The organism is Aeromicrobium panaciterrae, assembly GCF_039537165.1.
GTDB lineage: Bacteria > Actinomycetota > Actinomycetes > Propionibacteriales > Nocardioidaceae > Aeromicrobium > Aeromicrobium panaciterrae.
In genome coordinates this window covers 330,067-343,222 of sequence record NZ_BAAAZZ010000002.1, presented here as the reverse complement: position 1 = coordinate 343,222, position 13,156 = coordinate 330,067, and the positions used below count along the sequence as shown (strand labels likewise).

Genomic DNA, 13,156 nt, shown 5'->3' with positions numbered 1-13,156 from the left:
TCCTGAATTCACAGGGTTTTCCACTGGCCGTCGAACACTTGTTCGGGTAGCGTTTTGATATGGATCCGCAGCCGACAATCGACGCGATGCGTATTGCCGCGCAGACGCTGCGTTCCGGTGATGTGCGGGCGAAATTGCAAGCAGTGCAGGCGGCACAGGACTCTCTGGACGCGACAAAGGCTGTGCTGTTGGCGGAGCTGGAGTCGTCGAAAGACTTCGAGCTCGACGGTGCGTCGACTCTGAATGCGTGGGTGCGCACCCAGTTGCGGATGAACGCCGGACAAGCCACCACCCTGGTCAAGAACGTTGCCGCACTACGCGACCTGCCGTTGCTGGCCGAAGCCGCGTTGACGGGGCAGGTCAGTTCCGCTCATGTGCGGGTGTTTGTCTACGGGTTGGCGCATGTCGGTTTGGAGCCAATGCGCCAATTCGAGGACGTCTTCGTCGAAGTCGCCCGCGATCACGAACCCGGTGAGTTGTTCGAAGCCGTCAAGCACCTCAAAGACAAGATCCATCCTGAGGACCTTGATGCTGCGTGGGAACGCGGCATGGACAAAGAGGACTTCTGTGTTGATGCCGTCCCCGACGGTTGGCATGTGTCGGGTTTCCTCAACACCGTCACCGGTGCAAAACTCAAGAAGGTCCTCGACTCGGTCTCAGCACCCCGCGACAAGGACGATGTCCGCACCGGTTCACAACGCCGGGTCCAAGGACTCGACGACCTGCTCACTGACGTGCTCGCCAACGGCCTGCCGTCCGACAAAGGTGTACGACCCCACATGTCAGTGTTCGTGGACGCCGACACCTTGCAAGCAGCTGCCGACCATGTGCAGGCCAAAACCGAGCAGCCGTATCTGATCCCCGACCCCATGCCCGCGACTGTTGAACCAGCCACCCTCGCCGGTCACGGTGCGATCGGCCCGAATCTGCTCATGTACTTCCTGTGCGTGTCTGACTTCACCGCGTTCCTGATGAAACAAGGTGGCGGTCAACGTCAGGCACAGATCCTGAACGCCGGCACCAGCACGTACCAACCCACCCTCCTGCAACGCCGGTCAGTCATCGCCCGCCAACGCGGTGTGTGCGCCACACCAGGCTGCAACCACACCCACCTGGAAATCCACCACGTCATCTTCTGGTCGATGGGCGGCCGAACCGACCTCGACCTACTAGTTGGACTCTGCGTTCGGTGCCACCACCTGCTCCACCGAGGACTACTCAACATCACGGGCAACGCCGTCGACGGATTCGAGTTCACCAACCGCCACCGTCGACCGATCCGACGACGAAGAAACATCTACCGCCGAGCCGCCTGACCCCCAAGTCCGGCGGCCCACCGGCACGCAACCGCGAGTTGCGGGTGAACACAAGCGGGCTTGCCAGCTGCGTAGACGCATCTAGTTCCAGATAAGTGGTCACGGCGAACGCGAGGAAGTCGGTTGTCGACTTGGGCTACGTGGTTGCTCGGAAGTCTGCGCGGCGGCCAAGGACCGGTTGAGTGCCGCGGAAGCCGACCTGCCACGGCCATCTACCGCGGTCGTCGGCATAGACGAGTTGGACGGCTCGCAAGAGCGGCCCGTAGATCGCATTCGCCATGACCAGGTGCACGGTCGGCTCGGCGACGTCGACGACTTCGACGGTGAGGCGGTCAGGCCACGTGTGCCGCTCTCCAGCGACATACGCGGGGTCATCGTGAGACATGAGTCCGTGAGCGATCGGGTTGAGCAGATTCCCAGCTCTCCTGGGCGTCAGCCCAGTGACGAGGAGCTCCGGGTGCCCCATCGGAGTGAGGCCGACTGTGTAGGCAAAGGACGGGCGCCGGCGGTCCCTCTCCACGTACTGAATGAACCACCCGTAGGTGGAGATCTTCTCGCGGATCAGCTCCAGGTAGTCCGCGTCGGTTGCATTGGGGTTGTCGCACTTCCAGCACATGAGTTCTCGATTCATCGGGGACGAAATCTCAGGCTGGGCGACGGCTCTGACAATCAGATGGGTCTGTCCACAGGTGAAGCCACCCTTGCTGATGCGGCCGCATTGCGGCTAGGCTGGACACATGTCTAGTCAGTTGACCAGTCAGTCCCTCCGGCGAGGTCTCAACGCCCGCCAGCTCGGCACCGTCGAGAAGTTGCTGATCGCCGGCCAGGAGGAGCTCCGCGAGGTCGGCCACGAAGCGCTGACGATCCGTACGGTCGCCCTGCGCGCGGGTGTCTCGCCGGCGACGGCCTACACCTACCTGGCATCGAAGCATCACCTCTTCGCCGAGCTCTTCTTGCGCCACATCGCCGACGATCCTGACGCCGAGGTCGTGGGGAGCGACGTGACCGAGCGGGTTCAGAACGCTGCTCGGGGGGTCGTGAACAGACTCGTCGTCGAGCCCGAGCTCGCCGCGGCGGTCACCCCAGCACTGCTGGGCAGCGACCCCGATGTGGCCAGACTTCGGCTCAAGATCGGCGCGGAGTTCGTGACTCGCTTCGAAGCAGCTCTGCGCGAGCCCGGCGAGGACGGTCCCGTCGACCCGCTTGTGCTGGAAGTCCTCGTGCTGACGCTCTCTGGCGCCCTCCTTCAAGCCGGGATGGGCGTGATGACGTACGACGAGATGGCTGATCGGCTCGATTCGGCCGTCGCCGTGATCATGCGGGGGAACCTATGAGCGAGCTTGCAAGCGAATCAATGAGTGTGACTGAGTCGCCGTTGCTGTTCGATCCGTACGACTACGCGTTCCATGAGGACCCCTATCCGCTCTATGCCCGGCTCCGTGCGGAGTCGCCGGTCTTCCACGCGCCGGCCGACGACCTGTGGGTCGTGGCCAGCCACGCCGACGTACGCGAGGTCCTGCGTGACGACCGGACGTTCTCCAACCGCATGGGGGTGTCCTTGGATGCCAGCGCCTGGACCGAGGATGCGCACCGCGTGATGTCCTTCCTCGCGCTCGACGGTGACGAGCAGACGCGGCTGCGCAAGCTGGTGTCTGGCGCCTTCACACCGCGGAGGGTGCGCGAGCTCGAGCCACAGATCCAGCGCCTGACGGAGCACTACCTCGATCGCACCTTCGCGGCCAACACCAGGGACGGCGAGGTCGACTGGATCACCGACTTTGCCGGACGACTGCCCATGGACGTCATCTCCGAGCTGCTCGGAGTGCCCGAAGCTGATCGTGACGAGGCTCGTCGCCTCGCCGACCTGACGGTGCACCGCGAGGACGCCGTGCGTGACGTACCCGTTGACGGCATGACGGCTGCATTCGAGCTGATCGAGTACTTCTCGGCCCTGGTCAAGGAGCGTCGCAAGACCCCCGCGGACGACCTGACCTCGGCACTCACCCAGATCGAGAACGACGGTGACCGGCTCTCCGACGAGGAGATCAACGCGTTCCTCTTCCTCATGGTGGTGGCGGGCAACGAGACCACCACCAAGCTGCTCGGCAATGCCCTGTTCCACCTTGCGGCCAACCCGGACCAGCAGAAGGAGGTCTACGCCGAACCCGAGGACCTCGTCTCCGACTGGATCGAGGAGACGCTGCGCCACGACACCTCCAGCCAGATGCTGGCCCGCTACGTCAACGACGACGTCGAGCTCAGCGGCCAGAAGGTGCCAGCCGGCTCCAAGCTGCTCGTGCTGCTCGGCTCGGCCAACCGTGACGAAGAGGTGTTCAGCCATCCCGATGTCTTCGACATCCATCGAGCCAAGGACGAGCTCGGCCAGAGCCTCAGCTTCGGCACGGGCCGTCACTTCTGCCTCGGCGCCCACCTCGCCCGGCTGGAGGCCAAGGTGGTCCTCGACGAGCTGGTGCGCCGTACGTCGACGTTCGCCGTGCACGCCGATCGCGCCATACGCGTGCACTCCACCAGCGTGCGCGGGTTCCGCCACCTGCCGGTCACGTTCACCGAGGCGAGCGCCTGATGCCGAAGTACGCCCACCCCGAACGCCGGGCCGCGGTCGTCACGGGTGCCTCGTCGGGCATCGGCGCCGAGACGGCCAAGGCTCTCGCCGCAGCAGGACACCCCGTCGCCCTGGGCGCACGTCGGCTCGCGGTCTGCGAGGAGCTCGCCGCCGAGATCCGGGGCGATGGCGGTGAGGCTGTCGCGCACCCGCTCGACATGACGGATGACACCTCGGTCGAGGAGTTCGGCGCCAAGGTCGCGGCCGAGCTCGGCGACATCGAGGTGGTGGTCAGCAACGCCGGTGCTGTCGCGCCCGGGCACCTGGCCGAGATCAGCTCCGAGCGACTGACCCGCGAGCTCGACCTCAACCTGGTCGGCGCGCATCGCCTGATCCGGACGTTCGTGCCCGCGATGATCCAGCGCCAGCGCGGCGACATCGTCTTCGTCTCGTCCGACGTCGCGGTACGCCCTCGGCCCTTCATGGCCGGCTACTCCGCCGGCAAGTGGGGGCTCGAGGGCATGGTCGGAGCCCTGCAGATGGAGCTTGAAGGCACCGGCGTACGCGCGTCGATCGTCCGGCCGGGCCCGACGTGGTCCGAGATGGGCATGGACTGGGACCCCGAGGAGGCCGCGTTCGTGCTCAACGAGTGGGTGCGGTTCGGTCTCGCCCGCCACCCGCACTTCCTCAAGGCCAAGGCACAGGCCGACGCGATCGCCACCGTGGTGACGGCGCCCCGAGGCGTCCACCTCAACCTGATCGAAGTCAATCCCGAAGCGCCCGTGAAGACCCAGGAGCCAGCCGAATGACCCTGACCACCACAGACCTTCTGGCGGACGTGCCCGAGGTCTCGACGCGCCTGGATGACCAAGATCCGTCCGTCCCCGAGATCATCCGCGGCACGGGCCACCTGCCGGAGATGCGCGTCGACCCGATCGGACTGTTCACCCGCGTGCGCGAGGAGTGCGGCGACGTCGGTCGCTTCCGGCTGGCCGACAAGGACGTCGTGATGGTCACCGGCGCCGAGGCCAACGAGGAGTTCTTCCGGGCGCCCGAAGAGGTGCTCGACCAGGCGGCGGCCTATCCGTTCATGACGCCGATCTTCGGCAAGGGCGTGGTGTTCGACGCCAGCCCCGAGGAGCGCCAGCAGATGCTCAAGAACCAGGCGCTGCGCGGCGACATGATGCGGGGCCACGCGCAGACCATCGAGGCCGAGATCCGCCGGATGGTCGCCGACTGGGGTGATGAGGGCGAGATCGACCTGCTCGACTTCTTCGCCGAGCTCACGATCTACACGACGAGCTCGTGCCTGATCGGCAAGCCGTTCCGCGAGGAGCTCGACGCCTCGTTCGCGCACCACTATCACGAGCTCGAGCACGGGACGGACGCCATCGCGTACGTCGATCCCTATGCCGACATCGACAACTTCAAGATGCGCGACGCCGCACGGCTGAAGCTCGTCGACCTGGTGCAGCAGATCATCGACAAGAGAGTCCTTCGGGGCAAGGTCGCCCGCGAGGACCGCGACCTGCTCGACGTGCTGATCAGCCTCAAGAACGAGGACGGCACCGACCAGTTCACCGCCGACCTGGTCACCGGCATCTTCATCTCGATGATGTTCGCCGGGCACCACACCAGCAGCGGTACGGCGTCGTGGGCCATGATCGAGCTGATGCGTCACCCCGAGGTGATGGAGTCGGTCGTCGCCGAGCTCGACGAGCTGTACGCCGACGGGTCCGAGGTGTCGTTCCAGGCACTTCGCGAGATCCCGATCCTGGAGTCGGCGCTCAAGGAGACGCTGCGCCTGCACCCGCCGCTGATCATCCTGATGCGCCTGGTCCAGCAGGACTTCGAGCTGCTCGGCCACACGATCCCGGCCGGCACCCTGATCGCCGCCTCGCCGAGGGTCTCCAACCGGATCGAGGAGGACTTCCCCAACGCGGAGTCCTTCGACCCGAGCCGTTACATCGACCCCAACCAGGAAGACCTGCAGAACAAGTGGACCTGGATCCCGTTCGGTGCCGGCAAGCACCGCTGCGTCGGCAACGCGTTCGCGATGATGCAGATGAAGGCGATCTTCTCGGTCATCCTGCGCGACTTCGAGTTCACCCCGGCACAGCCCGTCGACAGCTACAAGGACGACTTCACCAAGATGGTGATCCAGCTCGAGCAGCCGTGTCGCGTGACGTACAAGCGGCGAGTGCGATGAGGGTCGTCGCTGACACGACCGTCTGCCAGGGGCACCAGCTGTGCCAGGGCGAGGCTCCCGATGTCTTCGGCTTCGACGAGGAGGCCGACGTCGTCGTGCTCCTCGACGAACAACCCGACGAGTCGCGTCGCGCCGACGTGACGACGGCCGTGAAGTACTGCCCCGCGTTTGCCCTGTCGATCGAAGAGGACCCGTCAATGAAAGAGAGTGGCGATGCCTGACCTGACCCGCGCCGAGATCCAGGAGTTCTGGGACGCCTGGCTCGCGACCAACCGCGAGGCCGAGCGCTCCGGTGACTGGCGGACGCTGGCCGACCACTACGCCGAGGACGCGACGTACGGCTGGATGTATTCACCCGATGAGCACTTCATGGCCGTGGGCCGCGACCAGATCCGCGACTGGGCGATCGGCATCGAGATGGATGGCCTCGACGGCTGGCGCTACGACTACCAGGCGTCCGTCATCGACGAGCAGAAGGCGATGATCGTCGGCTTCTGGAAGCAGAAGTCCGGCATCCTCGACGACGACGGGCAGGAGTTCGAGATCCTCGGCCTCGGCGGCTCATGGTTCGGTGTTGAGCGACAGGCACATGGCGAGGTCATGATCGCCTGGCAGCGCGACTGGTTCGACATGCCGTCGACCGCTCACACCTTCATGGAGATCCTCAAGGCCAACAAGGCACCCGAGACCCTCCTCAAGCGCATGTCGGTGGCGGGACATGGCGTACCCGGGCACTACCACTACAAGGACATCCCCTCGTCCGTCTGGCCGCCCCCGGTCGAGCGCGGAGACTTCATCGAACAGGAAGCCATCTGATGACTCTCACCTCCGCACCGGCTCAACAGCTGGTCGACGGCAAGCTGGGCCCCGCCTCCAGCGGCGCGACCTACCCGATCCTCAACCCGGCAACCGGGGAACGGATCGGCGATGCGCCCGACAGCTCGGCGGCCGACGTCGACTCGGCGATCGCCGCAGCGCGCCGGGCGTTCGACGAGACCGACTGGTCGACCAACGTGGAGCTGCGTCTTCGCGGGCTCCGCCAGCTCCATCAGGCACTGATCGACCACGCCGACGAGTTCCGAGCGTTGACGACGGCAGAAGTCGGCATGCCCGGCTTCATGATGGGTGCGGCCGGCTTCGACGTCCCCGTCGAGGGACTCAAGTGGGTCACGGACCTGCTCGAGTCGTACGAGTGGGAGTCCGACCTGGGCGTCGCAGCGCCGATGGGCATCACGTCGAGGCGCACGGTCGTACGCGAGCCGATTGGCGTCGTCGCGGCGATCACGCCGTGGAACGTGCCGACGCAGATCAACCTCGCCAAGATCGGCCCGGCACTGGCCGCTGGCTGCACCGTGGTCCTCAAGCCTGCGCCGGACACTCCGTGGGTGGCGTGCGAGCTGGGGCGCATCGTGGCCGAGCACACCGACATCCCGGCGGGCGTCTTCAACGTCGTCACGCCGCTGTCGAACGACGTTGCCTCGCAGCTCACCAGTGATCCGCGCATCGACATGGTGTCGTTCACCGGCTCGACTGCGACGGGCCGGGCGATCATGGCCGCAGCCGCACCAACGCTCAAGAAGGTTTTCCTCGAGCTCGGCGGCAAGTCCGCAGCGATCGTCCTCGACGATGCCGACGTGTCAGCCGCCGCCGGTGCCACGGCGTTCGCCGCGACAATCCATGCGGGTCAGGGCTGTGCCCTCACGACACGGCTCATCGTCCCGCGGGAGAAGTACGACGAGGCCGTGGCGACCGCGGCATCCGTGATGGAGTCGATCGGCGCCAAGGACCCGAACGATCCGGGTGCGATCTGCGGCCCCGTCATCTCCCAGGTCCAGCGCGACCGCGTCGAGAGCTACTTCAAGATCGCCGAGGAGGAAGGCGGCCGCATCGTGACGGGCGGCAAGGTCATCGACCAGCCGGGCTACTGGATCGAGCCGACCGTGGTCGCCGACCTCGACAACGACTCGCGGCTGGCGCAGGAGGAGATCTTCGGTCCCGTCCTGGTCGTCATCCCGCACGACGGCGACGACGACGCCGTACGCATCGCCAACGACTCCGACTTCGGACTCTCCGGCTCGATCGAGTCCGGTGACCTGGAGCGCGCCAAGGCCGTGGCGCGGCGGATTCGTACGGGCACGATGGCCGTCAACGGCGGCGTGTGGTTCAGCCCCGACGCACCGTTCGGTGGCTACAAGCAGTCGGGTCTGGGACGCGAGATGGGCGTCGCAGGCTTCGAGGAGTACCTCGAGACCAAGACGATCGCCGAACCGGCATGACCACAACCACAGGGAGAAGCATGCGTTTCACGGACAAGGTCGTCGTCGTCACCGGGGCGGCACAGGGCATCGGCGAGGCATACGCCAAGGCGCTGGCCGCTGAGGGTGCCAAGGTCGTCGTCGCCGACATCAACGCTGACGCCGGCACGCAGGTCGTCAAGCAGATCGAGGCCGACGGCGGCCACGCGATGTTCGTGACCTGTGACGTCTCATCGGCTGAATCGGCCTCTGCGCTGGTGGCAGCCGTCGAGGGCGAGTGGGGCGGGATCGACGGGCTCATCAACAACGCCGCGATCTACGGCGCCATGGAGTTCGACCTGCTGATCACGGTCGACTGGGACTACTACCGCAAGTTCATGAGCGTCAACATGGACGGCGCGCTGATCATGACGCGTGCGGTGTTCGCGTCGATGCAGAAGCGCGGCGGCGGCTCGATCGTCAACCAGTCGAGCACGGCTGCCTACCTCTACTCCGGCTTCTACGGGCTCGCGAAGGTCGGCGTCAACGGCCTCACCCAGCAGCTGGCCCACGAGGTCGGTGGCATGAACATCCGGGTCAACGCGGTCGCTCCGGGACCGGTCGACACCGAGGCCACTCGTACGCAGGCAGGCGACGCGACCAAGGACATCATCAAGACGATGGCGCTCAAGCGCATGGGTCAGCCTGAGGACATGGTCGGCGCGACGCTGTTCCTGCTGTCGGACGAGTCGTCCTGGGTGACCGGACAGATCCTCGCGGTGGACGGCGGTCAGACGTGGCGGTCGTGAAGCCGAGGCGTACCGGCTTCATCGGCCTGGGCAACATCGGCAAGCCGATGGCGCTGCGTCTCGCGGCCGACGAGTCGATCGACCTGCAGGTCTTCGACGTCGCGCCCGAGCCCGTCGCCGAGCTCGTCGCGGCCGGTGCCACCGCCGCCGAGTCGATCGGCGCGATGGGCAACTGGGCCGACGTCATCTGCGTCATGGTTCGCGACGACGACCAGGTACGCAGCGTGCTCGGTGAGGTCCTTGCCGATCTCAAGACCCGCAACGACAACATCGCCGTCTCGTTCGTCATCCACTCCACCGTGGCGCCGGAGACTCCCGCGGAGCTGACCCACCAGGTCATGGGCGTCTGCGGGTTCGCCGTGGAGGTCGTCGATGCGCCGGTCTCGGGCGGTCCGATGGGTGCCGCCGACGGATCGCTGGCGATCATGGTCGGCTCCAGCCCCGAGGGCTTCAAGGCGGTCGAACCCGTGCTCTCGGTCATGGGATCGAAGATCGTCCACGCCGGTGAGCTCGGCGCGGGCACCAGGTTCAAGCTGGCCCGCAACCTGCTCCACTTCGTCTCGTTCACGGCGACCGCCGAGGCTGCTCGCCTCGCCGAGGCCGCCGGGCTCGACATCGTGGCGCTCGGTGACGTCGTACGCCACACCGACGCGATCACCGGCGGCCCCGGCGCGATCATGCACCGCAACACCACCGCGCCCATACCGGACGGTGACTTCTGGGAAGGCGTCTTCACCCACGTGCGCGCCCTCGGCGAGAAGGATCTCGGCTTCGCGATCGCGCTCGCCGACAAGCTCGACGTCGACGTACCCCTCGCCCGGATGGCAGCCGACCGGCTCGGTCTCGCGTTGGGCCTGCAAGGAGATCACGATGCCTGACAAGTTCGACGAGCTGCCCGAGCAGCGCGCCAAGGGCCTGCGCAAGATGGAGCAGGTCTACGGGTTCGACATGACCGACGGTGGTGGCGACTTCTTCGCCTACACCGCCGACCACCTGTTCGCCGACATCTGGTCGCGACCCGGTCTGACCGACCGTGACCGGCGGCTCCTGCTGATCGGGATGCTGGCCGGGCAGGGTGCGGCGGACGTACTCGGGATCCAGGTCCCGGCGGCACATTCTGCAGGCGACCTCGATGACGCGGCGCTTCGTGAGATTGTGGTGTTCCTCAGTCATTACGCCGGCTGGCCCCAGGGTGCCCGACTCAACTCCATCGTGGAGGAGACGATCGCCAAGGCCGCCCGTGCACAGCAAGAGAAGGATTCTGGTCGTTGACCTTCATCATCACCCAGTCGTGCTGCAACGATGCCTCGTGCGTGGCTGTCTGCCCGGTCGACTGCATCCACCCCGCGCCTGACGATCCCGACTTCGCCACGGCGGAGATGCTCTACATCAATCCCGACGAGTGCATCGACTGCGGAGCCTGCGTGCCCGCCTGCCCGGTGAGTGCCGTCCACGCCGACTCCGAGCTGCCCGAGCACCTCAGCGACTACGCCCAGATCAACGCCGACTACTTCACCTGGGTCGGCGACATCCCGTTCCCCGCGGCACCGCCGCCGGCCGGCCCGAAGGTCCAGGACCAGGAGGCGCCGCTGCGGGTCGCCGTGGTCGGTTCCGGTCCGGCGGGCTGGTTCGTCACTGAGGAGCTCGCCGCGACGAGGCGTGCGGACGTCGAGATCACCGTCATCGACCGGCTCGCCACACCGCACGGGCTCGTACGTCACGGTGTCGCGCCCGATCACCTGGGCACCAAGGACGCCTCGGTCATGTTCGACACGATCGCCCGCCACAAGAGCACGACGGTCCGCCTCAACGTCGAGGTCGGCAAGGACATCACGCACGACGACCTGCTTCAGCACCACCACGCGGTGGTCTATGCCACCGGCGCGGCAGTCGGTCGTACGCTCGGCGTCCCGGGCGAGGACCTCCCCGGCAGCTACTCCGCTGCGGAGTTCGTGACCTGGTACAACGGCGAGCCCGATCATGTCGACCTCGCGCCGGCGCTCGACCATGAGCGGGCCGTGATCATCGGCAACGGCAACGTCGCACTCGACATGGCCAGGCTGCTCCTGCTCAGTCCCGACCACCTGCACGAGTCGTCCGACATGGCACCGTACGCGATCGACGGGCTCCGCGAGTCCGCCATCCGGGAGGTCGTGCTGGTGGGCCGCCGCGGTCCCGAGCACGCGGCGTTCACCACGCCGGAGCTGCTCGCGCTGATAAACAACCCCGACATCGACGTCATCGTCGATCCGGCCGAGCTCACGAGCCTGGCAGACATCGATGACTCGGAGCGGACCGCTGCGACGTACGCCGCCAGCCAGAAGGTCGCACTGCTCCGCCGTGTCGCCGAGACCGCGCCCACCGGGGCCAAGCGGCTGGTGCTGAGGTTCGGCCTCACGCCCCAGGAGATCGTGGGGGAGGAGCGGGCAACAGCGATTGCTCTCGCCCGTACGAACGATCCGTCCGACGTAGAGACGATCGACGCAGGCTTGATCCTCCGCGCGACCGGCTACCGGTCGACCGCGGTCGACGGGGTGCCGTTCGACGAGGAGTCCGGCCGGTTCGCCAATGACGGTGGCCGGGTCACCGATCCGGAGTCCGGCGAGCTGGTGGCCCGCGTCTACACGACCGGCTGGGCCAAGCGTGGCCCGTCGGGCGTGATCGGCACCAACCGCACCTGCGCCGTCGAGACCGCGACCGCGGTCGTCGACGACTACTACGAGGGCCGGCTCGCCGACACGGTCGGCGACAAGGACGCCTTCGACGCACTGCTGACCGAGCGCGGGGTCGCGATCGTCGACCTGGTCGCGTGGAAGCGGCTCGACAGCCACGAACGGGCCGAGGGCAAGGCCATCGGCCGACCGCGGCTCAAGATCTCCGATCGTGCCGAGCAGATCCGCATCGGGGCCGAGCAGTGACCACCCAGGAGGCCGCCGTGCCCATCCGAGTCGTCCATGTCGCCACCGGCAACGTCGGCCGGATCGCGCTGTCGCAGCTGATCGAGGACCCGCGCTTCGAGCTCGTCGGCCTGGTGGTGTCCGATCCGGACAAGGTCGGAGAGGACGCCGGTACGCTCGCCCGCCTCGACGTCGTCACCGGGATCACCGCGATCGACGACCTCGACGCCGCGATCGCCCTGGACCCCGACTGCGCCGTCTACTGCGCGCTGGCCGAGACCCGGTTCTTCGAGTCACTCGCCGACCTCCAGAAGCTGCTCGCGGCCGGCATCAACGTCGTCAGCACGTCACCGGCGACGCTGGTCTACCCGTACGGGCTGCTGCCCGACAGCATGATCGACCCGCTCGAGGATGCGTGCCACGCAGGGAGTGTCAGCCTGTTCGTCACGGGTGTCGACCCCGGCTGGGCCAACGACCTGCTGCCGTTCGCCATCGCCTCCACGTGTCAGAAGGTCGAGCAGGTCCGCTGCTCGGAGATCGCGGACTACGCGACGTACGACGGCGCTCCCGTCATGTTCGACGTCATGGGTTTCGGCAAGGAGATCGGTGACCTGCCGATGCTGTTCCAGCCGGGCATGCTCACGGCCGCGTGGGGCGTCAGCCTGCGCCTGATGGCCAAGGGATTCGGCTTCGAGCTCGACGAGATCGTTGAGCGCTTCGAGCAGGAGCCTGCGCCTGAGGCGCTCGACATCGCAGTGGGCCACATCGAGAAGGGCACCGTCGCGGCGGTGCATTTCGAGATCGCCGGCGTGGTCAACGGCAAGGAGGTCCTCGTCATCGAGCACACGACACGCATCATGGAGGGCATCCGTCCCGACTGGCCGCAGCCGGCCCAGGAAGGTGGCTCCTATCGCGTCGAGATCGTCGGCGAGCCCTCGTACGTCGTCGACATCTGCCCGACCAGTGCGCGTGGCGACCACAACTACGCCGCCATCGCCACTGCTGCGGGACGCCTGGTCAACGCGATCCCCGACGTCATCGCCGCCGACCCCGGCTTCAAGACGATGCTCGACCTGCCCTTCGGCACGGCCCGTGGCGTGTTCGCCACGACACTGGCCGGCTGACTCC

14 protein-coding genes are annotated in these 13,156 nt (G+C 66.7%); 13 read left to right on the top strand and 1 reads right to left on the bottom strand.

Annotated features, from left to right (window positions below):
* Positions 1 to 59: 59 nt before the first annotated feature.
* Positions 60 to 1,316 carry an HNH endonuclease gene (locus ABD683_RS02175; RefSeq protein ID WP_344766903.1) on the top strand — a complete coding sequence of 419 codons (1,257 nt, stop codon included), beginning with the start codon at positions 60 to 62 and terminating at the stop codon, positions 1,314 to 1,316.
* Between the two features lie 136 nt (positions 1,317 to 1,452).
* Here ABD683_RS02175 and ABD683_RS02170 read toward each other — a convergent pair whose 3' ends face one another.
* The gene (locus ABD683_RS02170; protein ID WP_344766902.1) at positions 1,453 to 1,947 is read right to left on the bottom strand and encodes a DUF4262 domain-containing protein; all 495 of its coding nucleotides are present in this window, start codon (positions 1,945 to 1,947) and stop codon (positions 1,453 to 1,455) included.
* 106 nt (positions 1,948 to 2,053) lie between these two features.
* Between ABD683_RS02170 and ABD683_RS02165 the strand changes: the two genes are divergently transcribed.
* The 12 genes from ABD683_RS02165 to ABD683_RS02110 are packed head-to-tail and all read left to right on the top strand — an operon-like array spanning position 2,054 to position 13,152.
* Positions 2,054 to 2,650, top strand: a complete 597-nt coding sequence (locus ABD683_RS02165; RefSeq protein WP_344766901.1) for a TetR/AcrR family transcriptional regulator — start codon at positions 2,054 to 2,056, stop codon at positions 2,648 to 2,650.
* Positions 2,647 to 3,900, top strand: coding sequence for a cytochrome P450 (locus ABD683_RS02160; RefSeq protein WP_344766899.1), 1,254 nt, complete (start codon positions 2,647 to 2,649; stop codon positions 3,898 to 3,900). The genes ABD683_RS02165 and ABD683_RS02160 overlap by 4 nt, the downstream gene beginning before the upstream one ends.
* Positions 3,900 to 4,688 carry an SDR family oxidoreductase gene (locus ABD683_RS02155; RefSeq protein ID WP_344766897.1) on the top strand — a complete coding sequence of 263 codons (789 nt, stop codon included), beginning with the start codon at positions 3,900 to 3,902 and terminating at the stop codon, positions 4,686 to 4,688. The genes ABD683_RS02160 and ABD683_RS02155 overlap by 1 nt, the downstream gene beginning before the upstream one ends.
* Positions 4,685 to 6,088 carry a cytochrome P450 gene (locus ABD683_RS02150; protein WP_344766895.1) on the top strand — a complete coding sequence of 468 codons (1,404 nt, stop codon included), beginning with the start codon at positions 4,685 to 4,687 and terminating at the stop codon, positions 6,086 to 6,088. The genes ABD683_RS02155 and ABD683_RS02150 overlap by 4 nt, the downstream gene beginning before the upstream one ends.
* Complete coding sequence (locus ABD683_RS02145) at positions 6,085 to 6,309, top strand: ferredoxin (RefSeq protein WP_344766893.1); 225 nt, start codon at positions 6,085 to 6,087, stop codon at positions 6,307 to 6,309. Before ABD683_RS02150 ends, ABD683_RS02145 begins: the two co-directional genes overlap by 4 nt.
* Positions 6,302 to 6,904 carry a nuclear transport factor 2-like protein gene (locus ABD683_RS02140; RefSeq protein ID WP_344766892.1) on the top strand — a complete coding sequence of 201 codons (603 nt, stop codon included), beginning with the start codon at positions 6,302 to 6,304 and terminating at the stop codon, positions 6,902 to 6,904. Before ABD683_RS02145 ends, ABD683_RS02140 begins: the two co-directional genes overlap by 8 nt.
* On the top strand, positions 6,904 to 8,364 hold the full coding sequence (locus tag ABD683_RS02135; protein WP_344766890.1) for an aldehyde dehydrogenase: 1,461 nt from the start codon (positions 6,904 to 6,906) through the stop codon (positions 8,362 to 8,364). The genes ABD683_RS02140 and ABD683_RS02135 overlap by 1 nt, the downstream gene beginning before the upstream one ends.
* A 20-nt stretch (positions 8,365 to 8,384) precedes the next feature.
* Positions 8,385 to 9,131: an SDR family oxidoreductase gene (locus ABD683_RS02130; protein WP_344766889.1), complete on the top strand. Its 747-nt coding sequence runs from the start codon at positions 8,385 to 8,387 to the stop codon at positions 9,129 to 9,131.
* A complete protein-coding gene (locus tag ABD683_RS02125; protein ID WP_344766888.1) occupies positions 9,128 to 10,009 on the top strand; it encodes an NAD(P)-dependent oxidoreductase in 882 nt (293 codons plus the stop codon). Before ABD683_RS02130 ends, ABD683_RS02125 begins: the two co-directional genes overlap by 4 nt.
* Positions 10,002 to 10,403 carry a carboxymuconolactone decarboxylase family protein gene (locus ABD683_RS02120; RefSeq protein ID WP_344766887.1) on the top strand — a complete coding sequence of 134 codons (402 nt, stop codon included), beginning with the start codon at positions 10,002 to 10,004 and terminating at the stop codon, positions 10,401 to 10,403. Before ABD683_RS02125 ends, ABD683_RS02120 begins: the two co-directional genes overlap by 8 nt.
* A complete protein-coding gene (locus ABD683_RS02115) occupies positions 10,400 to 12,049 on the top strand; it encodes an FAD-dependent oxidoreductase (RefSeq protein ID WP_344766885.1) in 1,650 nt (549 codons plus the stop codon). Before ABD683_RS02120 ends, ABD683_RS02115 begins: the two co-directional genes overlap by 4 nt.
* Positions 12,050 to 12,066: 17 nt before the next feature.
* Positions 12,067 to 13,152: an NAD(P)H-dependent amine dehydrogenase family protein gene (locus ABD683_RS02110; RefSeq protein WP_344766883.1), complete on the top strand. Its 1,086-nt coding sequence runs from the start codon at positions 12,067 to 12,069 to the stop codon at positions 13,150 to 13,152.
* Positions 13,153 to 13,156: the final 4 nt, after the last annotated feature.